The sequence below is a fragment of the Micromonospora sicca genome (genome assembly GCF_003172935.1).
Lineage (GTDB): Bacteria > Actinomycetota > Actinomycetes > Mycobacteriales > Micromonosporaceae > Micromonospora > Micromonospora sicca.
The window spans coordinates 1-20,893 of the sequence record NZ_QGKS01000206.1 but is presented as its reverse complement, the minus strand read 5'-3'; the positions used below and the strand labels follow the sequence as shown (position 1 = coordinate 20,893).

The 20,893-nt window shown below is 73.2% G+C and carries 22 protein-coding genes, 1 tRNA gene and 2 pseudogenes; 11 read left to right on the top strand and 14 right to left on the bottom strand.

Annotated elements, in window-relative coordinates; genetic code table 11:
* Positions 1 to 678 (bottom strand): annotated as a pseudogene (locus DKT69_RS13635) (hypothetical protein); the annotation flags it as partial.
* Between the two features lie 127 nt (positions 679 to 805).
* Entirely contained in the window at positions 806 to 1,426 is a 621-nt protein-coding gene (locus DKT69_RS13630) for an ANTAR domain-containing response regulator (protein WP_109801938.1), read from the bottom strand.
* A gap of 93 nt (positions 1,427 to 1,519) precedes the next feature.
* Here DKT69_RS13630 and DKT69_RS13625 point away from each other — a divergent pair.
* Both DKT69_RS13625 and DKT69_RS13620 read left to right on the top strand, forming a co-directional pair.
* A tRNA-Leu gene (locus tag DKT69_RS13625) sits at positions 1,520 to 1,592 on the top strand.
* Positions 1,593 to 1,627: 35 nt separating this feature from the next.
* Positions 1,628 to 2,377 carry a helix-turn-helix domain-containing protein gene (locus DKT69_RS13620; protein ID WP_109801937.1) on the top strand — a complete coding sequence of 250 codons (750 nt, stop codon included), beginning with the start codon at positions 1,628 to 1,630 and terminating at the stop codon, positions 2,375 to 2,377.
* A gap of 58 nt (positions 2,378 to 2,435) precedes the next feature.
* Here DKT69_RS13620 and DKT69_RS13615 read toward each other — a convergent pair whose 3' ends face one another.
* Positions 2,436 to 3,593, bottom strand: coding sequence for a trans-sulfuration enzyme family protein (locus tag DKT69_RS13615; protein ID WP_109801936.1), 1,158 nt, complete (start codon positions 3,591 to 3,593; stop codon positions 2,436 to 2,438).
* 102 nt (positions 3,594 to 3,695) lie between these two features.
* On the opposite strand from DKT69_RS13615, the gene DKT69_RS13610 reads away from it, so the two are divergent.
* The 3 genes from DKT69_RS13610 (at position 3,696) to DKT69_RS13600 (ending at position 6,882) form a co-directional block, all read left to right on the top strand.
* The gene (locus tag DKT69_RS13610) at positions 3,696 to 4,175 is read left to right on the top strand and encodes an Lrp/AsnC family transcriptional regulator (protein ID WP_109801935.1); all 480 of its coding nucleotides are present in this window, start codon (positions 3,696 to 3,698) and stop codon (positions 4,173 to 4,175) included.
* Between the two features lie 45 nt (positions 4,176 to 4,220).
* The gene (locus DKT69_RS13605; RefSeq protein ID WP_109801934.1) at positions 4,221 to 5,231 is read left to right on the top strand and encodes an LLM class flavin-dependent oxidoreductase; all 1,011 of its coding nucleotides are present in this window, start codon (positions 4,221 to 4,223) and stop codon (positions 5,229 to 5,231) included.
* A 217-nt stretch (positions 5,232 to 5,448) separates the two neighbouring features.
* A complete protein-coding gene (locus DKT69_RS13600; RefSeq protein ID WP_236647858.1) occupies positions 5,449 to 6,882 on the top strand; it encodes a pyridoxal-dependent decarboxylase in 1,434 nt (477 codons plus the stop codon).
* A 346-nt stretch (positions 6,883 to 7,228) separates the two neighbouring features.
* On the opposite strand, the gene DKT69_RS13595 is transcribed toward DKT69_RS13600, so the two are convergent.
* From DKT69_RS13595 to DKT69_RS13575, 5 genes are all read right to left on the bottom strand, one after another.
* Positions 7,229 to 8,254 carry a sulfite exporter TauE/SafE family protein gene (locus DKT69_RS13595; RefSeq protein ID WP_109801932.1) on the bottom strand — a complete coding sequence of 342 codons (1,026 nt, stop codon included), beginning with the start codon at positions 8,252 to 8,254 and terminating at the stop codon, positions 7,229 to 7,231.
* A gap of 123 nt (positions 8,255 to 8,377) precedes the next feature.
* Positions 8,378 to 8,848: an RrF2 family transcriptional regulator gene (locus DKT69_RS13590; RefSeq protein WP_109801931.1), complete on the bottom strand. Its 471-nt coding sequence runs from the start codon at positions 8,846 to 8,848 to the stop codon at positions 8,378 to 8,380.
* A 78-nt stretch (positions 8,849 to 8,926) separates the two neighbouring features.
* Positions 8,927 to 9,808 carry an acyl-CoA thioesterase gene (locus tag DKT69_RS13585; RefSeq protein ID WP_109801930.1) on the bottom strand — a complete coding sequence of 294 codons (882 nt, stop codon included), beginning with the start codon at positions 9,806 to 9,808 and terminating at the stop codon, positions 8,927 to 8,929.
* The gene (gene pyk / locus DKT69_RS13580; protein WP_109801929.1) at positions 9,805 to 11,253 is read right to left on the bottom strand and encodes a pyruvate kinase; all 1,449 of its coding nucleotides are present in this window, start codon (positions 11,251 to 11,253) and stop codon (positions 9,805 to 9,807) included. Before pyk ends, DKT69_RS13585 begins: the two co-directional genes overlap by 4 nt.
* A gap of 347 nt (positions 11,254 to 11,600) precedes the next feature.
* Positions 11,601 to 11,966 carry a YciI family protein gene (locus DKT69_RS13575; protein WP_109801928.1) on the bottom strand — a complete coding sequence of 122 codons (366 nt, stop codon included), beginning with the start codon at positions 11,964 to 11,966 and terminating at the stop codon, positions 11,601 to 11,603.
* Between the two features lie 271 nt (positions 11,967 to 12,237).
* Between DKT69_RS13575 and DKT69_RS13570 the strand changes: the two genes are divergently transcribed.
* Complete coding sequence (locus tag DKT69_RS13570; RefSeq protein WP_109801927.1) at positions 12,238 to 13,110, top strand: aldo/keto reductase; 873 nt, start codon at positions 12,238 to 12,240, stop codon at positions 13,108 to 13,110.
* A gap of 58 nt (positions 13,111 to 13,168) precedes the next feature.
* Here the strand turns inward: DKT69_RS13570 and DKT69_RS13565 are convergent, their stop codons facing one another.
* Positions 13,169 to 13,993, bottom strand: coding sequence for a lipase family alpha/beta hydrolase (locus tag DKT69_RS13565; RefSeq protein WP_109801926.1), 825 nt, complete (start codon positions 13,991 to 13,993; stop codon positions 13,169 to 13,171).
* A 292-nt stretch (positions 13,994 to 14,285) separates the two neighbouring features.
* On the opposite strand from DKT69_RS13565, the gene DKT69_RS13560 reads away from it, so the two are divergent.
* The gene (locus tag DKT69_RS13560; RefSeq protein WP_109801925.1) at positions 14,286 to 15,296 is read left to right on the top strand and encodes an SEC-C metal-binding domain-containing protein; all 1,011 of its coding nucleotides are present in this window, start codon (positions 14,286 to 14,288) and stop codon (positions 15,294 to 15,296) included.
* A 35-nt stretch (positions 15,297 to 15,331) separates the two neighbouring features.
* On the opposite strand, the gene DKT69_RS13555 is transcribed toward DKT69_RS13560, so the two are convergent.
* The gene (locus DKT69_RS13555; RefSeq protein WP_109801924.1) at positions 15,332 to 15,523 is read right to left on the bottom strand and encodes a DUF397 domain-containing protein; all 192 of its coding nucleotides are present in this window, start codon (positions 15,521 to 15,523) and stop codon (positions 15,332 to 15,334) included.
* Positions 15,514 to 16,281 (bottom strand): helix-turn-helix domain-containing protein, encoded by a 768-nt coding sequence (locus DKT69_RS13550; RefSeq protein WP_109801923.1) that lies wholly within the window; start codon positions 16,279 to 16,281, stop codon positions 15,514 to 15,516. The genes DKT69_RS13555 and DKT69_RS13550 overlap by 10 nt, the downstream gene beginning before the upstream one ends.
* 199 nt (positions 16,282 to 16,480) lie before the next feature.
* On the opposite strand from DKT69_RS13550, the gene DKT69_RS13545 reads away from it, so the two are divergent.
* The gene (locus DKT69_RS13545; protein WP_109801922.1) at positions 16,481 to 16,672 is read left to right on the top strand and encodes a hypothetical protein; all 192 of its coding nucleotides are present in this window, start codon (positions 16,481 to 16,483) and stop codon (positions 16,670 to 16,672) included.
* Complete coding sequence (locus DKT69_RS13540; protein WP_236647857.1) at positions 16,669 to 16,917, top strand: flavin reductase; 249 nt, start codon at positions 16,669 to 16,671, stop codon at positions 16,915 to 16,917. The genes DKT69_RS13545 and DKT69_RS13540 overlap by 4 nt, the downstream gene beginning before the upstream one ends.
* Before the next feature lie 6 nt (positions 16,918 to 16,923).
* On the opposite strand, the gene DKT69_RS13535 is transcribed toward DKT69_RS13540, so the two are convergent.
* The gene (locus DKT69_RS13535) at positions 16,924 to 17,187 is read right to left on the bottom strand and encodes a DUF6244 family protein (protein WP_109801921.1); all 264 of its coding nucleotides are present in this window, start codon (positions 17,185 to 17,187) and stop codon (positions 16,924 to 16,926) included.
* Between the two features lie 117 nt (positions 17,188 to 17,304).
* The gene (locus DKT69_RS13530) at positions 17,305 to 18,048 is read right to left on the bottom strand and encodes a LysR family substrate-binding domain-containing protein (RefSeq protein ID WP_255420199.1); all 744 of its coding nucleotides are present in this window, start codon (positions 18,046 to 18,048) and stop codon (positions 17,305 to 17,307) included.
* Positions 18,049 to 18,196: 148 nt separating this feature from the next.
* Here DKT69_RS13530 and tnpB point away from each other — a divergent pair, with 148 nt between their 5' ends.
* Both tnpB and DKT69_RS13520 read left to right on the top strand, forming a co-directional pair.
* Entirely contained in the window at positions 18,197 to 19,594 is a 1,398-nt protein-coding gene (gene tnpB, locus DKT69_RS13525; RefSeq protein WP_236647852.1) for an IS607 family element RNA-guided endonuclease TnpB, read from the top strand.
* A gap of 19 nt (positions 19,595 to 19,613) precedes the next feature.
* Positions 19,614 to 20,627, top strand: a complete 1,014-nt coding sequence (locus tag DKT69_RS13520; RefSeq protein ID WP_201749658.1) for an FAD-dependent oxidoreductase — start codon at positions 19,614 to 19,616, stop codon at positions 20,625 to 20,627.
* Here DKT69_RS13520 and DKT69_RS38285 read toward each other — a convergent pair.
* Positions 20,588 to 20,893: pseudogene (locus DKT69_RS38285) on the bottom strand (hypothetical protein); the annotation flags it as partial. The gene DKT69_RS13520 and the pseudogene DKT69_RS38285 sit on opposite strands and share 40 nt — an antisense overlap.

Here is a 20,893-nt window from a genome sequence, read left to right as displayed (position 1 = left end):
CCCCACCATGAGCCACCCCGAGGCCGTCGCCGTGCCGTCCGCCGCCCACGGCCGGCCGGCCGCGTCCGTGGCCAGCCCCGGCACCCCGCTGACCAACCGGAAATCGGTCCCGTCGGCGGAGACCCAGGCCGCCGCCCCGGTGGCCCGGTTACCGGCGATCAGCCAGCCGCGCGGGCCCCCCGCGATGCGGCCCACGTTGACCGCGTCCGGGCCGCCGAACACCTCGAACTCCGCCGGCACCTCCACCAGCGACCCGTCGGCCACCTGCCGCCAGGTGCTGATCCGCGGATTGCCGTGCACCCCGCCGCTCTTGCCGCCCACCGCCGCCAACCGGCCGTCCCGGCAGCCCGCCGCGGTCAGCACGTTCTCCGCGCCGTACGGGCTGCGCGGCACCGGACGTAGGGCCGTCCAGGCGGCGGCGTCGATGCTGGTCCACGCCGCCGGGCGGGTGCCACCCGCCGCGTCGGCGACCGCGCCCACCACGAACCACCGGCCCCCGCAGGCCGTCGCGTCCCGCAGCTGCAGCCGCCCGGGCGCGCCCGGCGGCACCGGCAGCGTCATCGGCTGCCAGGCCGGGCGGGCCGGCTCCGGGGCCGGATCGGTGCGCCCGGGCGACCGGCAGCCGGCCAGCAGCACGGCCGTCAGGCCGAGCACCGCCAGCGGACGCCGAGCACGCATGGCCGCGATCGTATCGACCGCCGACGAGGCACGGGATCCGTCGACCCGCCGGATTCTCCCGCCACCACTCGCCGGCGCGAGGACGTGCGCCGACGGCGCGGCGACGGTCGGGGCGGAGGGCGGACGGTCAGGAGGCGGGCTGGGTCACCTCGCCGCCGGCGGTCTCGGCGAGGATCCGCTCGGCGACCTCCTTCATGGTCATCCGGTGGTCCATCGCGGTGCGCTGGATCCACTTGAACGCCTGCGGCTCGGTCATCCCGTACGTGGTCATCAGCGCGCCCTTGGCCCGCTCCACGGTCTTGCGGATCTCCAGCCGGTCGGTGAGGCCGGCCACCTCCGCCTCCAGCGCCGCGATCTCCGAGTAGCGGGAGAGGGCGATCTCCACCGCCGGCACCAGGTCGCTCTTCTGGAACGGCTTGACCAGGTACGCCATCGCGCCGGCCGCCCGGGCCCGCTCCACCAGGTCCCGCTGGCTGAACGCGGTCAGGATGATCACCGGGGCGATCCGGGCGCCGGCGATCCGCTCGGCGGCGGCCAGCCCGTCCATGATCGGCATCTTGATGTCGAGGATGACCAGGTCCGGCTTGAGCTCCTCGGCGAGCTTGACGGCGGTCTCGCCGTCACCGGCCTCGCCGACCACCTCGTAACCCTCTTCGACCAGCATCTCGGCCAGGTCCAGCCGGATCAGCGCTTCGTCCTCGGCGATCAGTACCCGCCTGCGCTCGGCATCCGTCTGCGTCTCGGCCACGAGCCACTCCCACCAGTTTGAGCCCGACGCCCGCCGTGCCGGGTGTCGCCGCCCTTAGCCTAGTCGGTATTCTGTTGAGGCTGAATCACGCAAGCCCCTGTACTCCAATGGAAGAGAGACGGAGCTCAAACCTCCGACAGTGTGGGTTCGAGTCCCACCGGGGGCACCGAAATTGTCGTACTGGCGTTCGAAGATGCGTACGTGCATCCACCCGAAGTACGCGCTCGAGCGCGGCATCTGTACCTCGCCGGCGCGACCGTTGCTGAGGCCGCCCGCGCCGTCGGGGTTTCCTATCCCACCGTCCGACACTGGTGCAAGGTCCGACCGGAGCCGAAGCAACAGGGCACCGCGCTGCGCTGCTTCCGCTGCCGCGCCGACGTCGACAATCCGACAGATCCCGGTCAGTACGCCTACCTGCTCGGCCTCTACCTCGGTGACGGGCACCTGGTCACCACCGTCCGGGTTCCGGTGCTGCGCATTTTCTGCGCCGACGCCTGGCCGGGCCTGATCGACGCCTGCGAAGAAGCGATGAAGGGCGTCCTGGCGGCCTCGGTGCAGCGCGTGCAGAAGCAGGGCTGCGTCACCGTGCAGAGCTACGGCAGACACTGGCCGTGCCTGTTGCCACAGCACGGGCCCGGCAAGAAGCATGAGCGGCCGATCGTGCTGGCCGAATGGCAGCGGGAGATCGTGGCGGCGCAACCGGGCGACCTTCTGCGCGGCCTGTTCCACTCCGACGGTTGCCGGTTCAGCAACCGGGTCACCGTCCGGGGCAAGCAGTATGTCTACCCACGCTACATGTTCACCAACGAGTCGACCGACATCATGGGCCTTTGCCAGTGGGCGCTCGACCAGCTCGGCATCGCGTGGAAGATGAACCGCCGCAACTCCCTCTCCGTCGCGCGGCGGGACGCGGTCGCCGCGCTGGACTGCCACGTCGGCCCGAAGTCCTGACGCCGGACAGCGCCCCGGGCCGGGCGGCGAGACGCACGGGGTCCGCAGCCGCGAGGCGTCAGATCACCCCGAGCGCGTGGGCCAGGTCCGCCCGGAGGTCCTCCGGGTCCTCCAGGCCGACGGAGATCCGCAGCAGCCCGCCGCACGGCTTGGCCTCGCCGGCGACGGGTCGGTGGGTCAGCGAGGCCGGGTGCTGGATCAGGGTGTCCACCCCGCCGAGCGACACGGCGTGGGTGATCAGCTCGCACGCCCCGGCGACAGCCGCCGCGGCGGGCGCGCCGCCGCGTACCTCGAAGGCGAGCAGGCTGCCGGTGCCGGACATCTGCCGGCCGACCAGCCCGGCCGGGTCGTGCGCCGACGGGTGGTGGACCCGCTCGACGGCGGGGTGGCCGGCGAGCCAGCCGGCCAGCTTCTCCGCGCCGGCCTGCTGGGCGCGGACCCGCAGGGGCAGCGTCTGCAGGCCGCGGTGCAGCAGGTACGCGCCGAGCGGGTGCAGGATCGCGCCGGTGACGGCGCGGACCTGGCGCAGCCGGGTGGCCCACCCGGCGTCGCAGGCGATCACGCCGGCGAGGACGTCGCCGTGGCCGCCGATGCTCTTGGTGGCGCTGTGCAGCACCAGCGTGGCGCCGTGCCGGGCGGGCTGCTGGAGCACGGGCGTGGCGACGGTGTTGTCGACCAGCAGGGGGGCGTCGCCGGCGGCGTCGGCCAGGGCGGCGATGTCGACCAGGTCGAGGGTGGGGTTGGCCGGGGTCTCGACGATGACCAGCGCGGTGTCGGGGCGGACGGCGGCGGCGACCTCGTCCGGGCGGGCCCAGGTGACCTCGGTGCCGAGCAGGCCGGTGGCGAGCACGTGGTCGGTGCCGCCGTAGAGGGGGCGGACGGCGACGATGTGCCGCTGCCCGTCGCGGGTGGCGGCGAGCAGGGCGGCGGTGAGGGCGGCCATGCCGCTGGCGAAGGCGACGGCTGCGGCGGTGCCTTCGAGTTCGGCGAGGGCGGTCTCGAATCGGGCCACGGTGGGGTTCCAGAGCCGCTGGTAGACGGCGCTGCCGCCGGCGGGGAGGGTGCCGCCGGTGGCGAGGGTCTCGTACGCGTCGCCGCCCTCGTCGACCGAGGGCAGGGGGTTGGTGGTGGAGAGGTCGATCGGCGGTACGTGGACGCCGAGACCGGCGAGGTCGTCGCGCCCGGCGTGCACGGCTCTGGTGTCCACGGCTGTCATGACCGGAAGGGTCGAACATCAGCGCAGTTGGGGGCAATAGCTACGAAGAAGATTCTGTCACTGGCTCTTCCAACGCTCGCCGATTCGGTGGAGGATGCTCGCATGCCCGTTGCACCGAACGATGTGCGGCCGTTCACGGCCTTGGACGACGTCGACCGCGCGATCCTGACCGAGTTGGCCGCCGACGGCCGGCTGCCGAACAACGCCCTCGCCGAGCGGGTGGGGGTGGCGCCCTCCACCTGCCTGACCCGGACCCGGTCGCTGCGCGAGTGCGGGGCGATCCGCGGCTTCCACGCCGAGGTCGATCCGGCCGCGGTGGGACTGCCGTTGCAGGCCCTGGTGTCGGTGCGGCTGACCGCGCACGAACGGGCGGTGGTGGACGCGTTCCGGGCCCGGTCGGTCCGGCTGCCGGGGGTGGTGTCGGTGTTCCACGTGGCCGGCGCGGAGGACTACGTGCTGCACGTGCGGGCGGCCTCCGGGGACGCGCTGCGGGACTTCGTGCTCGACCACCTGGCGGTGGACCCGGCGGTGCAGCACACCCAGACCAGCCTGATCTTCGAGCAGGCGCGCGGTATGGGCTAGGGCACCATCCGGAACAATTCCGGCACGGGCGGGGTTGCTCAACGAGTGATCGACGTACCCCTGTCTGTCCTTGATCTTGCTCCGGTGGCCCGTGGGGCGACCTCCGGTGAGGCGCTGCGGCACACCACCGAGCTGGCCCGCCGCACCGAGGAGCTGGGCTACCACCGGTTCTGGGTGGCCGAGCACCACAACATGCCGGCGATCGCCAGCTCGGCTCCGGCCGTGCTACTCGCCCACCTGGCCGCCAACACCTCGACGATCCGGCTGGGCTCGGGCGGGGTGATGCTGCCCAACCACGCGCCGCTGGTGGTGGCCGAGCAGTTCGGCACCCTGGACGCGCTGCACCCGGGCCGGATCGACCTGGGCATCGGCCGCGCTCCCGGCACCGACCAGGTGACCGCGCTGGCGCTGCGCCGGACCATGGAGGGGCTGTCGGCCGAGGGGTTCCCCCGGGAGCTGGCGGACCTGATGAACTACTTCAGCGGTGCGGAGCCGGGGCCGATCACGGCCACCCCGGGGCGCGGCCAGTCCCCCACGGTGTGGCTGCTCGGGTCGAGCGGGTTCAGCGCCCAGCTCGCCGGGCTGCTCGGGCTGCCGTTCTCGTTCGCGCACCACTTCAGCGCGCAGAACACCCTGCCCGCGCTGGCGCTGTACCGGCAGAGCTTCCGGCCGTCGCGCTGGTTGGAACAGCCGTACGCGATGGTGGCGGTGAACGTGGTCTGCGCGGAGACCGACGAGCGGGCGGAGTGGCTGGCCGGTCCGAGTTCGCTGTCGTTCCTGAAGCTTCGCTCGGGTCGCCCGGAGCCGCTGGCCAGTCCGGAGGAGGCGGCGGCGTACCCGTACGACGAGCTGGAACGCGACTTCGTCCGGCAGCGCCGCGAGGGTCAGGCGATGGGTTCGCCGGAGACGGTGGGCCGGCAGCTGGGCGAGCTGCTGGAGCGCACCGGCGCGGACGAGCTGATGCTGACCACGATGGTGTACGACGTGGCCGACCGGGTGCGCTCCTTCGAGCTGGTCGCCGAGCAGGTGGCCGGCGGGCTGCGCCGGAACGGCTGAAACACGCTCTTCATAGCGACGTCACCCCACCGTCGCGGAGCTCCCCTAGCTTTGTGACCGGTGGTGGTACGGCATTCCCGGTCGGGACGGGTCGGGGGTGCTGCGGTGTGGTGCACCGGGTCGCCGGCGCTGCGGATTCCGCGGTCGGCGACCCGGTGCCTGCCTTTCCCCCTCCCGCCCCTTGATCCGCGACAACCCACCTGATCGACTCGGGGTCATGGCTGAGCACATGGACCCCGAGGAGTTCCGGCGCGCCGGGTACGCGGTGGTCGACTGGATCGCGGACTACTGGACGACACTCGGGCAGCGACCGGTGACGTCGCAGGACCCGCCGGGCGCGGTGGCCGCCGCACTGCCGGCCGGCCCGACCGACCGGGGCGAGCCGGTCGAGTCGCTGCTGGCCGACCTGGACAGCGTGATCGCGCCGCGACTGACGCACTGGCAGCATCCCGGCTTCTTCGGCTACTTCCCGGCCAACACCTCCGGCCCGAGCGTCCTCGGCGACCTGGTCAGCTCCGGTCTCGGCGTGCAGGGCATGCTCTGGGCCACCGGGCCGGCCTGCACCGAACTGGAGACGGTGATGCTGGACTGGCTCGCCGGGCTGCTGGACCTGCCGGAGCGGTTCCGCTCCGCCGGCCGGGGCGGCGGGGTGATCCAGGACTCCGCGTCCTCGGCCACGCTGGTCGCCACGCTGGGCGCGCTGCACCGGGCGAGCAAGGGCGGCTGGCGGGCGGACGGGATCGACCGGCGGTACCGGGCGTACACCTCCACCCAGGGGCACTCCTCGATCGAGAAGGCCGCCCGGATCGCGGGGCTGGGCGCCGACGGGGTCCGAGCGGTCGAGGTGGACCTACGGACCCAGGCGATGCGCCCGGAGGCGCTGCGGGCGGCGATCGAGGCGGACCGGGCTGCCGGGGTGACGCCGGCGATCGTGGTGGCGACGATCGGGACCACCTCCACCACCGCCGTCGACCCGCTGCCGGAGATCGGCAGCATCTGCGCGGAGTACGGCGTCTGGCTGCATGTCGACGCCGCGTACGCGGGAGCGGCCGCGGTCTGCCCGGAGCTGCGCTGGTCGCACGCCGGACTGGAGCGCGCGGACTCCTACTGCTTCGACCCGCACAAGTGGCTGCTCACCGGCTTCGACTGCGACGCGTTCTGGGTGGCCGACCGGGGCGAACTGATCGAGGCGTTGACGGTGATGCCGGAGTTCCTGCGCAACGCGGCCACCGAGTCCGGCGCGGTGATCGACTACCGGGACTGGCAGGTGCCGCTGGGCCGCCGGTTCCGGGCACTCAAGCTCTGGTTCGTGCTCCGCTGGTACGGCGTCGAGGGGTTGCGGGCGCACATCCGATCGGGAGTGGCGCTCGCCGACCGCTTCGCCGCGCGGGTGGCGGCCGACGACCGGTTCGAGCTGGCCGCCGCGCATCCGTTCTCGCTGGTCTGCTTCCGGCTGCGGGCGGGTGACAAGCCGAACGCCGAGCTGCTGCGCCGGGTCAACGACACCGGTCGGGTACACCTGACGCACACCCGGGTGGAGGGGCGGTACACGCTGCGGCTGGCGGTGGGCTCGCCGCTGACCACCGAGACGCACGTCGACGAGGCGTGGGATCTGCTCTCCGCGGCGGCTGAGGACCTGCCGGCCGGCTGACCGCCGACCGGACAACGCGGCGACCGGACCGGCAAGGCGTGCCAGGTTGTCACGGACGTCCTTTGCTCTGCTTCAGGCAACACTCACGCAGAGTCGCGGGAACCCCCTGGCCATCGCCAGCCGCTGACGAGGATGCGCTGGTCAGCGGGTTGTTGCGCTGGTTGAAGCAGAGCAAAGGAGGTGGTGCGGGTAGGCGGCCGCGCAGGGCAGCAACCGTCGGTGACGTACGTCGAGATCTCGCGGCGGCCACGACGGTTGTCGCGGGGTTCGTCGGCCGGCGCCGGCCTCGCACGTGCCGGGCCGGGGGCGGGGTCCCACCTCTCAGGCGCCGGCGCCGGGAGCGGGATCAGCCCTCGACGGCCGCGGCCAGCCGACGGGGCCGGTCCGCGTCGGCGGTCGCGGGCTCGACCGCCCCGCTCGCGTGGGCGGCGACCGCCGTCGCCGAGACCGCTTCGGCGGCGACCGTCGCCGGCGCGGCGTCGGCGGCGAGCGCGGCCTGGGCGATGGCCCGGGCCAGGCGGGTACGCCGCAACGCGCGCACCGCCAGGACCAGCGCGACGAGCCAGCCGGCGGCGAGCAGCACGTACAGCAGGGACGGGACCGGACCGCCCAGTTCACCGGCGCGGATCAGCGTGCGGGCGTTGGTCAGCACGATCACCCCGCCGATGGTGGCGCCGAGCAGCTGGGCCGGGACGATCCGCACCAGCCAGGCGGCGATCGGCGCGGCGACCAGGCCGCCGACCAGGAGCGCGGCCACGGTGGGCAGCAGGAAACCCTCGACGCCCAGGCCGATCAGGAAGCCGGCGCTGGCCGCGCCCGCCACCACGAACTCGGCGGTGTCCACGGAGCCGATCACCTTGCGCGGCTCCATCCGGCCGGAGACCAGCAGCGCCGGGGTGGCCACCGGCCCCCAGCCCCCGCCGCCGGTGGCGTCGACGAAGCCGGCCACCAGGCCGAGCGGACCGAGGAACCGCCCGCGCAGCGGGCCGGCGGCCCGGTTCGCCCGAAGCGGTCGGGAGAAGCGCACCAGCAGGTACGCGCCGAGGGTGAACAGGATCGCGGCCATCCAGGGCGCGGCGGCCTCGGTGGAGATGGCGCTCAGGAAGGTGGCGCCGGCGAACGCCCCGATCGCTCCCGGCACCGCGATCCGGCCGACCACCCGCCAGTCGACGTTGCCGAACCGCCAGTGCGCCACTCCCGCCGCGAGCGTGGTGCCGATCTCGGCCAGGTGCACCGACGCGGAGGCGGCGGCCGGCGCCACCCCGGCGAAGAGCAGCAGGGTGGACGAGGTCAACCCGTACGCCATGCCCAGCGCGCCGTCGACCAGCTGCGCCGCGAGCCCGACCAGAGCGAGGATCAGCAGCTTGCGCACGAGCGCCCCCTGACTTTTCGGTATCTCCTATCGACTTGGTCGACAATGCGGCACGGAGGCGCTCCGGTCAAGTCCCCTATCCGGTTGGTGGGAATTGCCGAACGGCCCCGGCGGAGGCGCGGGTCAGGTCCAGGCGCGCGGATCGGCGGCGAGTTCGTTGACCCGGCCTGGCAGCGAGCCGCTGGCCACGTCGGCGATGGTGACCAGGTCGAGGATCTCCCGCTCGCTGGCCCGCAAGGCGATCCAGACGTCCTGCAGGGCACGCGCGGCGCCCTGGTAGCCGAGTTCCTCCGGCCGGTGACCCCGGACGTGCGCCAGCGGGCCGTCGATCACCCGGATCACCTCCGCGAGCGAGATCTCCGAGGCCGGCCGGGCCAGCCAGTAGCCGCCCTCCGGACCGCGCTGGGCGTGCACGATCCCGCCCCGGCGCAGCTGGAGCAGGATGCTCTCCAGGAACTTCGGCGGGATCTCCTGGGCGCGGGCGATCTGCTCGGCGGTGACCGGTCGGCTGCGTCCGGCCGCCGTGCCGTCGGCGACCGAGGCCAGCTCGGCCGCCGCGCGGAGGGCATAGTCGACCCGGGCGGAGAGACGCATGCGGCAAGGTTAGTCCGCTGATCAGCCGCCCGGGCCGGCGACCCTCGGCCGATCGGTCACGGCACAGTCGCCGGCCGGTCAGGCGCCGACGCGGCGGAGCAGCCCCTCCTGGACCGCGCTGGCGATGTGCCGGCCGTCGGTGGTGAACATCCGGCCGGTGGCCAGCCCGCGCGCGCCGGAGGCGGACGGGCTCCAGCAGTCGTACAGGAACCACTCGTCGGCCCGGAACGACCGGTGGAACCACAGCGCGTGGTCGAGGCTCGCCCCCACCACACCGCCGGGGCCCCAGACCTCACCGTGCACCGACAGCACCGAGTCGAGCAGGGTCAGGTCCGAGGCGTACGCCAGGGCGCAGGCGTGCAGCAGCGGATCGTCGGGCAGCTTGCCGTCGATGCGCATCCACACCCGCTGGTACGGGTCGGCGGGCCGGTCACCGGGGCGTACCCAGCCGGGCTCGCCGACATACCGGACATCGATCGGGCGCGGGATCTGCCCCCAGATCCCGAGCCGCTCGGGGTACCGGGAGAGCCGGTCGGCCATGGTGGGCACGTCGTCCGGCCCGGGCACGTCCGGCGGGGTGGGGGCCTGGTGGTCGAGGCCCTCCTCCTGTCGCTGGAACGACGCCGACATGAAGAAGATCGGCTTGTCGTGCTGGAGGGCCACCGAGCGACGTACCGAGAAGGAGCGACCGTCGCGGACGTTCTCCACCTGGTACTCGATCGGCTCGACCGGGTCCCCGGGGCGGACGAAGTAGCCGTGCAGCGAGTGCACGAAGCGTTCCGGGTCGACGGTGCGACCGGCGGCGACCAGCGCCTGGCCGGCGACCTGGCCGCCGTACACCCGCTGCGGGCCGACCGGCGGGCTCATCCCGCGGAAGGCCATCTCGCCGGTGTGCTCGAGGTCGAGGACCTCCAGCAACTGGTCGACCGCGGCCTGCCCGGCAGCCGGACGCTCGGTCACTGCAGGGCCCGCGCGGAAGCGGCGTCGACCAGCGAGCCGAGCTGGTGCACCCGCAGGGTGTTGGTGGAGCCCGGGGTGCCGGGCGGGCTGCCGGCGACGATCACCACGTAGTCGCCGGGGTTGGCCCGGTTGAGGCCGAGCAGCGCCTGGTCGACCTGACGGAACATGTCGTCGGTGTGCTCGACGAACGGCATCAGGAAGGTCTCCACGCCCCAGCAGAGCGCGAGCTGGTTGCGCACCTCGGGGACCGGGGTGAAGGCCAGCAGCGGCAGGTCGCAGTGCAGCCGGCTCAGCCGCTTGACGGTGTCGCCGGTCTGCGAGAAGGCGACCAGCGCCTTGGCGCCGATGGCGCGGGCGATCGAGGAGGCGGCGACGGTCAGCGCGCCACCGTGGGTACGCGGGTCGTGCTGGAGCCGGGGCACCCCGATCGACCCGGCCTCGGTGGTGGTAACGATCTTCGCCATGGTGCTGACGGTCAGCACCGGGTACTTGCCGACGCTGGTCTCGCCGGAGAGCATCACCGCGTCCGCGCCGTCAAGCACCGCGTTGGCCACGTCGGAGGCCTCCGCGCGGGTCGGCCGGGAGTTCTCGATCATGGAGTCGAGCATCTGGGTGGCCACGATGACCGGCTTGGCGTTCTCCCGGCAGAGCTGGACGGCGCGCTTCTGCACCAGCGGCACCTGGTCCAGCGGCATCTCGACGCCGAGGTCGCCGCGGGCGACCATCACACCGTCGAAGGCGAGCACGATCGCCTCCAGGTGGTCCACCGCCTCGGGCTTCTCGACCTTGGCCAGCACCGGGCGGTACACGCCCTCCTCGGCCATGATGCCGTGCACCAGCTTGATGTCCTCGGCCGAGCGGACGAAGGAGAGCGCGATCAGGTCGACGCCCAGGCCGAGGGCGAAGCGGAGGTCCTCGGCGTCCTTCTCCGACATCGCCGGCACGCTGACCGCCACGTTGGGCAGCGAGACGCCCTTGTTGTTGGACACCGGGCCGCCCTCGGTGACCAGGCAGCGGATGTCGTTACCGGTGACGTCGCTGACCTCGACGGCGACCCGGCCGTCGTCGATCAGCAGCCGGTCGCCCGGCTTCACCTCCTGCGGCAGCTTGCGGTAGGTGCAGGAGACGCGGTCCTTGGTGCCGAGGATGTCGTCCCCGGTGATCACGACGGAGTCGCCGGTGCGCCACTCGTGCGGGCCGTCGGCGAACCGGCCCAGCCGGATCTTGGGGCCTTGCAGGTCGGCGAGGATCGCCACCGGGTGGCCGGCCGCCTCGGCCGCCTCGCGGACCAGGCGGTAGACCGACTCGTGGTCGGAGTGGCTGCCGTGGCTGAAGTTGAGCCTCGCCACGTTCATACCCGCCTCGACCAGGCCCCGGATGCGCTCGGGGGACGAGGTGGCGGGGCCGAGGGTGCAGACGATCTTCGCGCGGCGTGTCACGCCCATCAGGCTAGTCTCTCCTTCGGATCGACCTGCCGGCCGATCCCTTGCGGGCTGCGGAACTTTGTCCAACGGCGCGATCCCCGCGCAGCGGGCGGACGGAACCGCACCGGAACATCGTATGTCGGCGGGCACCGGCGACCGCGCGGCCGAAATCGTACCGCTCGCCCTTGTGCCCCGACTGAGGTCCTCCTGGAGTCCACCCGGCGGCGGGTCCACGGCGGCCGCGGGCGGCACCGCGCCGCCCCCCGGCGTCCGCACGCATCGGCGAGGGAACCTGGCGACGCGACCTGGACGCGCTGGTCGACTGCGCCGCGGTGGCGGTCCGGCAGAGGCCGGAGCTGAGGCCGGCCTCAGGTCTGCGTCTTGGCCAGCGGGAACTCGAGCGAGCCGGCCGGGCAGAGGAAGGTCAGCACGTCCACCCGGTAGAGGCCGGCCTGCACGGCGGGGTCGGCCTCCATCACGCTGCGGACGTCGTCCACCGAGCCGGTCCGGGCCAGGCCGAAGCCGATCGGCGGGTCCGGCTCGCGGGCCGGCCCGTCCACCGAGCCGTCGACCAGGAGGATGCCCCGCCGTTGCAGCGCCCGCATGTGCTGGACGTGCTCGGCCTGCAACCGTTGCACCGTCTCGTCCGGCAGGGCCCGACCGGACGGCCCCGGGTACAGCACGATGCACTCGAACGTGTCGAGCGCGAAGTCGACCTGCGGCGTTCCCGACATGGCGCCCCCTCCCGACGTACGTCCGACCCGGGCACAGCGTCGCACGTGCCGGACCGCCGTAGCGGGCGCTCGCCGCAACTGCCCCGCGCCGGCCCGGTAGCCGACCTGCTGGGCCCTTCGTCCCCGCAGGGGTCGCGACGCGGCAGGATCGGAAACGACCACCCCGGCTGGGCGTGTCTCCGCCCACAACCCGGGCCCGGATGTTGCGCCCGCCGTATTGCGGGAACAACACCGGACGCTGACGACGACGGAACAGGAATGGGAGCGGCTCATGGCGATCGACCCCGGCAAGCAGCCCGCGAAGGCCTCCGGCACGTACCGGATCGGTGGTGACCTCCAGGTCGACCGGCTGGGCTACGGGGCGATGCAGCTCACCGGGCCCGGGGTCTGGGGTGATCCGAAGGACCCGGCCGAGGCGGTCCGGGTGCTGCGCCGGGCGTACGAGCTGGGCGTGACGTTCATCGACACCGCCGATTCGTACGGCCCCTTCGTCAGCGAGCTGCTGATCAAGGAGGCGCTGCACCCGTACCCCGACGACCTGGTCGTCGCCACCAAGGCCGGGCTGTCCCGCTCCGGCCCCGGCGACTGGCGGCCGCTGGGCCGCCCGGAGTACCTGCGCCAGCAGTGCGAGCTGAGCCTGCGCCACCTGGGCCTGGACAGCATCGGGCTCTACCAGCTGCACCGGATCGACGCCAAGGTGCCGCTGGAGGACCAGCTCGGCGAGCTGGCGCTGCTCAAGCAGGAGGGCAAGATCCGGCACATCGGCCTGTCCGAGGTGACCGTGGAGCAGATCGAGGCGGCCCGGAAGATCACCCCGATCGTCTCCGTGCAGAACCTCTACAACCTCGCCGACCGCAGCGCGGAGGACGTGCTCGACCACTGCGAGCGCAACGACCTGGCGTTCATCCCGTGGTTCCCGATCGCCACCGGCAACCTGGCCAAGCCGGGCGGTCCGCTGGACGAGATCTCCACCGAGCACGGCGCGACGCCCGCGCAGCTCGCGCTCGCCTGGCTGTTGCGCCGGTCGCCGGTCATGCTCCCCATCCCGGGTACGTCCTCCGTGGCGCACCTGGAGGAGAACATCGCCGCGGCCGAGGTGCGGCTCACCGACGACGAGTTCGAGGCGCTCGCCAAGGCCGCCTGACTCTTCGTACCCGCGCGACGGCCGGCCGCCACCTCGGCGGCCGGCCGTCTCCGGCGCGCTACAGGGCGAAGCAGTTGGGGCGGATCGCGGCGTCGGTGAGCGCCTGGCGGACCACCGAGTAGGTGGTGCCGTCGAGGATCAGGCTGAGGTGGCCGACCAGCCGCAGCGGGCACCACGACTGGATCAGCACGTTGGTCGCCCCGTCGGCGAGGCCGGCGTTGTCGATCGGCCAGACCAGCTCGTCCTGCCAGGTCCGGACGGTGGTCCAGCGCACCGATCCCGGCGTGTCGTCGCCGCCGTTGAGGGCGGTGAGCAGGTCCGAGCCGATCGACATCTGCTGGCAGGCGACGATGCCGGCGCAGCTGCCGAGCCCGACGAACTTCAGGATGTTGGCGGCGTAGGTGCCCTGCTGCGGGCTGCCGAGGCTGAGGTAGTGGTCGACTTTGTCGACGCCGCCGAGGAACTTGACGTACCAGCGGGAGACCAGGCCGCCCTCGGAGTGGGTGACTAGGTCCACCTTGGCCGCCCCGGTGGCGGCGCGGACCTGGTCGACGTACGCGGCGAGGGCGCGGGCGGATTCGCGGATGTCGCCGAAGCCGAGCCCGGGGAGCTGGTAGATGGAGACCCGGAAGCCGTCGGCGCGCAGCCGGGCGGCGATCGGCTCGTACGCGATGGAGACGCCGATCAGTCCCCCGACGACGATGACGGGGTTGGCGCCGGCGGCGGCGATCGCCTCGGTGCCGGCCGCGGTGCCGGCGGTTGCGGCGCTGGTGGTGGTTGCGGCGCTGGTGGTGGCGCGATGGGGGCCGGCCTGGGCGGCGGTGGCCGGGACCAGCAGGGCGGTGACGACGGTGGTGGCGGCGAGGATCGTTCGGAGCAGCATGGCTGCACCTCCGGTGGGAGGCACCCGGGGAGCCGGGACGGTGAGTGGGGGGATCCGATCGATCGTGGGAACGATGATGCGGGTCACAATTCGTGCTCGTCAATGAAAAGTTACGGACGGGTAACGTGAACTCCCGATGGGAGCGCGATCAGGCATTTCGGGCGCATGAATCGGTTGCGCGGCGGCGTCACGCACCGCTCCGACCGCCGGATCTCCTTCGTGTCAACGGTTCTGCCACCGGTCGGCGGCGTTACGCTGTGCCGATTCGTCCGGGCAGATCACGGGAAGTGCGATGACCCCCTCCAGCGAGTTACTGAGCAGCCACGACCTCGACGAGATCGCTCACCTCGCGTACTCCGCGCCCGACCCGGAGGCGCTGGTCACGCGCCTGGTCGACGCGGTCGACGGCGGCCACATCCTGAACAAGCGCGACTTCGGGTACGCGCTGACCCTCGCCGCGGAGATCGTCGAACGGGAGGAGGACGACCCGGAACGGGCGCTGGCCCTGGCCGAACGCGCCATCGACGTCTACCGCACCCACGGCGAGCCCGACGGCTACTCCAGAGCGATGCGCGCCCGGCTGCTGCACCGGTTGGGCCGTGTCGACGACGCCATGGCAGGGCTGGAGGAGCTGCGCCCGCTGCTGACCGTCGACCCGGCCGCAATCTACGTGACCGAGGTGCTGGAGGAAGTCGGGTACGACGACCTCGCCGAGCGTTGGCTGACCGACGCGGTCCGCGAGCTCCTGGACCGGAGCACGGACCGGCCGTACGCGGCGGAGGAGTCGCAGCAGCAGACCGCCGCCATGGTGTACGGACTCGTTCAGCAGCGGCACCGGCTGCGCGGGGAGATGGAGCTGCCCCACGACGACCTCGACAACCTGGCCGACCGGCTGCGGGCCGCCAGCTCACGAGCCCTCGACCAGCTCGACGACGGTCCGCATGGGATCGTCTTCTGGCCCCGGCCGGAGTTCAACGCGCTGCTGCTGCGCTGGCCGGCGCTGGCGGAGACGTACGGGACCGGCTGGGACGACCACCGGGCCCGGGCCGAGCGCGACCTGGTCGCGCTGGCCGAGGAGGGCGTGACCGATCTGGGGCTCGTCGCCGGCTCCGCGGACGGCCTGGCCACCTTCGCCCGGGACGCCGACCTCGACCCGACGGACCTGACGACGGTGGACGAGTATGCCGACTCCCTGCTCGCGGAGGCCGACCCGATACCGTGGCCGCCGGGCCGCAACGAGCCGTGCTGGTGCGGGTCAGGCAGCAAGTACAAGAAGTGCTGCCTGCCCCGGTCGCGGAGCTGACGCCTACTCGGCCGTTCCTCCCGCGTACGGGAGAGTCAGCCCCGCTCAGCGACCCGGACGACGAACGTTCGCCAGGCTGCGGGAGTGAAGGTCAGGGCCGGGCCGGCCGGGTCCTTCGAGTCACGGACCGCGACCACCCCAGGCAGGTTGTCGGCCACCTCGACACAGGCACCGCCGTTGCCGCTGCTGCGACTGCTCTTGCGCCACCGCGCCCCACTCAGCTCCATGTCTCCGCCACTTCCGTGATTAGGTCGACTGACTGCCAGTGGGAAAGCGCCTCGCCGCGCACGTTTTCCCACGCTGCCATCATGGCCGCGATGTCCTCGGGGTCGCTAACCACTTGTCCCTGCAACTGGTTGTCCAGGTAGCCGGCGGCCCGGTGGTCCGGGCAGGTCGCGACCACGAAGGGGCCGTTCAGGCCGGCGTACGCGCCGACCGAGGACGGCACGACGTGCACCCGGACGTGCGGCTCGGCGGAGGCCGCGACCAGGGCGCGCAGTTGCTCGTGCATGGTCGCCCCGCCCCCGACGGGTCGGCGCAGGATCGCCTCGTCGATCACGGCGGTGAACTGCGGCGGGTCGTCGCGTCTGAGGACGCCCTGACGGGCGAGCCGGGCCGCCAAGTGCCGCTCGACGTCGCCCCGAGGGATCAGACCCGCGCCGCTGAGCACGGCACGGGCGTAGGCCTCGGTCTGAAGGAGACCTGGCAGTACAAGGGACTCGAACCAGCGCAGCGACACCGCCTCACGCTCGATCTCCTGCCAGGGACGGAACCAGACCGGCTCACGACGTCTCGACGTGTCCGGCCAGATGTCCACCACGTCCCGCCCGAGCACCGCGGCCGCCGAGACGCGATGCCGGGCGTGCGGGATGCGGCCCTCGCTGAGCCACCGGCCGACCGTCTTCGGGTCGACCCCCACCCGCTCCGCAAGGGCCTCCGTCGTGTACCCGGTCTCGTTGAGCGCCACCCGCAACGCGTCGTTCACGGCCCCTCCGTCGGACGTCCCGAATATCCGGCGACCATATCGCTACGCGGTGTACCTGTCCGACGACTCGCCGGAGTGTTGTCCCCATAGGACGGCGCGACCGGTGGAGGCGAGGAGCCCGGCGGTCAGCGTCAGCGCCGGGGCCGCCTCGCCAACGACGTCGGGGCGGCCCCTGCCACCGGCCGAAGGAGGCAATCCCGTGCGTTTCCTGTTCTGGCGTCACCAGCCGGCGCCGACGATCCCCTGGCAGCGGACACCGAACGAGCGGCCGACCTGGGCCACGGCACCCACGGAGGTCTTCCCGACCACCGGCCTCGGCCGCGTCGGGAACCTCACTCCGGCGCAGCGCTGGCGGGCCGGCGGGTGGCGGCGCAACGGCGGCCCTCGGTGAGCCGGCCGTCCCGGCCGCACCTGCCGATGCGTCCACTGTGGCGCTGCCGGGTCTGTGGCGCCGAGTGGCCCTGCCAACCGGCGCGGCTGGCCCTGCTGGTCGAGTACCGCGCCGACCGGACCGCGCTGCTGGTCTACCTGAGCACCCTGATGGCCGAGGCCGGCGCGCAGCTCTCCCAGCTCAACGGGCACGCCGTACCGGAGAACCTGACCGAGCGCTTCCTCACCTGGGCCCGGGCCCGGTGACCCGGGTCAGCTGCCCAGCGCCTGGACCTTCGCGATGGTCTCCTGGACGTGCTGCTTCGCCGGCTCGCCGCCCTGCGCGGCCTGCGCGAGGGCCTGCCGGTACGCGTCGATCGCGCCGACCAGCGGACCGGCCGCCACCCCTTCGAGGGCGCCCGCGACCAGCGCCCGCGCCTCGGCGGCGTCCTGCGCCGCGGCGGCCGTCTTGGCCTTCGCCTCGTCCAGCTTCTGGGCCGCCGCCGCCAGCCTCGCCATGATCTGCGCCGCGCTCACGCGCCCTCCCCTGGACTGGTCCTCGTCTACCCGCATGACGCGGTCGACCGCCCCGGCCACATCACGCCGAGGGGCCGGGGACAGATCCTGACACGACAACGGCCCGGCCGGCACCCGTCAGCCGGCGGCGAGCAGGGCGGCGAGGCGGCGTACGGCGGGGTTGGTGGCGCCCCGGCGCCAGGCGAGTCCGATGTCGACGGTCGGCGTCGGTGCGGTGAACCGGCGCAACCGTACCCCGGGCAGGGTCAACGCCCGGGCCCGGCCGGCCGGCACGGCCGCGACCACCTCCCCCTCGGCCACCGCGCGCAGCAACTGCTCGTCGTCGGGCTCCTGGCGGACCAGGTGGAAGCTCCCGTCCGGCCAGATCTGGGCGATCGTGCGGTCGAACATGCCCGGGCCGTTCTCCCGCGGCCACATCACCGCGGGGAGGCCGGCCACCTCGGCCCGGTCGAGCCGGCGGCGGCCGGTGGCCAGCGGATGCCGCGTGGGCACGGCCAGCAGCAGCTCCTCCGTGTCGACGATCCGGCAGGTCAGGCCCGGCTCGGGCACCGGCGGGCGGACGAAGGCCGCGTCGAGGCGGCCGGCGAGCAGGCCCGCCACGTTCGGCGCCGTCCAGCCGGTCTCGGCGACCACCTCCACCTCCGGGTTCTCCGCCCGGAAGCGGGCGATCAGCGCGTCCACCCGGCCGCCGCGCGCTGAGCGGGTGTACGCCAACCGGAGCCGGCCGCCCCGGCCGCGGACCAGGTCACGGATCCGGGTGGTGGACGCGTCTTGGACCGCACCGTCCCGCCGGGGAGGCGACCCGGGTCTAGCCGCCCGCCGGGCGCGGTCCGACGGGGGTGTCAACTGTTGCCGAGGCATTGGTATGCGTTGGTGAGCTTGGAGGAGTGGCTTGCGGTGTGGGTGGTGCGTTGTGACGGGGGATCCGGTGGTCGGCGGCTCGGTGCCATGGGGGTGTGGCGTTGGTGGTTGCGGGTGAGTGTCGTATCGGGTGGTTAGGGTGCTGGGCGTGGCGGACCGGGAGCGGTTGGGTGTGGTGCAGGCATACCGGTTCGCGTTGGACCTGACGCCCCGGCAGGAGCGGGTGGTGTTGGCTCATGCGGGGGCGGCGCGGGTGGCGCACAACTGGGCGCTGGCCCGGGTGAAGGCGGTGATGGCCCAGCGGGCCGCCGAACGCACTTATGGCATCGACGAGGTGGACCTGACCCCGACGCAGGGCTGGTCGCTGCCCGCGCTGCGTAGAGCGTGGAATCAGGCGAAGTCCGATGTGGCGCCTTGGTGGGCGGAGTGCTCCAAGGAGGCGTTCAACACGGGCCTGGACGCGCTGGCCAGGGGGTTGAAGAACTGGTCCGACTCCCGCACCGGCAAGCGGGCCGGACGCCGGGTCGGGTTTCCGCGTTTCAAGTCACGCCGCCGGTCGACCCCGTCGGTGCGGTTCACCACCGGGGCCATCCGCGTCGAACCCGACCGCAAGCATGTGGTGTTGCCCCGGCTGGGCCGGTTGAAGCTGCACGAGTCGGCTCGTAAGCTGGCCCGCCGGCTTGAGGCGGGCACCGCCCGGATCTTGTCGGCGACGCTGCGCCGCGACGGTGGGCGCTGGTACGTGGCGTTCACCTGCGCGGTGCAGCGCGCCCAGGGTGTACCGGCCGGTCCGGATGCGACAGTCGGTGTGGACCTGGGTGTGTCGCATCTGGCGGTGTTGTCCACCGGTGAGGTGGAGCCCAACCCGCGCCATTTGGACGCTGCCGCCCGGCGGATGCGGCGTCTGGCTCGGCGCGTGTCTCGCCGGGTCGGCCCGGACCGGCGCACCGGCCGGCGTGGGTCGAAGCGGTGGGAGCGGGCCCATGCCCGGCTCGGCCGGGCGCATGCCCGGGTCGCTGATCTGCGTCGTGACGGTCTGCACAAGCTGACCACCCGGCTCGCCCGCGAGTACGGCACGCTGGTGGTGGAAGACCTCAACGTGGCCGGGATGCTCGCCAACCGGCGGCTGGCCCGAAGCGTCGCCGATGCCGGGTTCGCCGAGCTACGCCGGCAACTGGCGTACAAGACGGGGTGGAATGGCGGGCGGCTGGTGGTGGCCGACCGGTGGTATCCGTCCTCGAAGACCTGCTCGGGCTGCGGCGTAGTGAAAACCAAACTCGCCCTGTCCGAGCGCACCTACACCTGCACCACCTGTGGTCTCGTCCTGGACCGGGACGTCAACGCCGCACGGAACCTGGCCGCCCTGGCGGTCACCGTCGCCGGGAGTGGCTCGGAGACGCGAAACGGACGTGGAGCCGACCGTAAGACCCCGCTCGCGGGGCCGGTGGCCGTGAAACGTCAACCCGGCACCGCCACGGCGGGTAATACCGGGACCGTCCCACCGCAAGGTAGGACATCCAATCATGTGCACACCCACGCATCATGAGAGGAAACGGAGGCTGACCATGACGGGTAGGGCGGACGTGGTGGTGGTCGGCGGCGGGATCATCGGGTTGACCGCGGCGGTGCGGCTGCGGGAACGGGGCGCGCGGGTGACCCTGCTGGCCGCCGACGAACCGGCGGACACGGTCTCGGCGGTGGCCGCCGCGGTCTGGTATCCCAGCCACACCGAGGCGGACCCGCGGGTGCTGCGCTGGGCCCGGGAGACCCGCGCCGAGCTGGGCCGGCAGGCCGCGGCGGGCGTACCGGGGGTGGTGGCCCGGCCGACCCGGATGCTGCTGCGCCGGCCGTGGGCGGGCCCGCCCTGGTGGGCGGCGGCGACCGGGGACCTGGTCGCCACGCCGGGCGCCGGGCCGTACTCGACGGAGTTGCGGTTCACCGCGCCGACCGTGGAGATGCCGCCGTACCTCCGCTGGCTGCGGGAGCGGTTCGCCGGCGCCGGCGGGCGGCTGCTGCGCGGCCGGCTCGACCGGCTCACCGACGGCTTCGCCCTGGCGCCGACGGTGGTCAACGCCACCGGGCTGGCCGCCGGTCGGCTCGCCGACGACCCGGCCGTGCACCCGGTCCGCGGTCAGCTCGTGCTGGTGGCGAACCCGGGGCTGACCACCTCCGTCCGCGACGAGGACAATCCGGCGGGCATCACCTACGTGCACCCGCGCCGGCACGACGTGGTGCTGGGTGGCACGTTCGAGCCGGGCGAGTGGGACACCCGGCCCGACCCGGCCACCTCGGCGGCGATCCGGCGCCGGTGCATGGCCCTGGTGCCGGAACTGGCCACCGCGCCGGTGCTCGGCGAACGGGTCGGGCTGCGACCGGCCCGGCACGGCGGCCCGCGGGTGGCGGTGGCGCCGGGCAGCCCGCCCGGGCGTCGGCTGGTGCACGCCTACGGCCACGGGGGCGCGGGGGTCACCCTCTCGTGGGGCTGCGCGGCCGAGGTGGCCCGGCTGGCATTGGACGACGCGGACGAACTCCGGCCCGCTCAGCGCAGCACGCGGAACGCCAGCAGGTACGCGCAGTAGACCAGCGGCACCAGCAGGACGCAGATGACGAAGCCGAGCGGGACGAACCGCGACGCCGGGGCGTCACCGTCGATCACTGATCGCCCCCACCGGCCGAGCACCAGGTAGCCGGCGACGAACGACGCCACCGGCAGGCCGGCGCACATCGAGGCGTACAGGGTGCCGAGCCCGACCATCGCCAAGCCGGAGGCGACGACCATGGCCAGCATCAGCACCGCCCCGGCCAGCGCGCAGCAGGTGTAGACGGCGGCCGCCCGGGCCGGCGG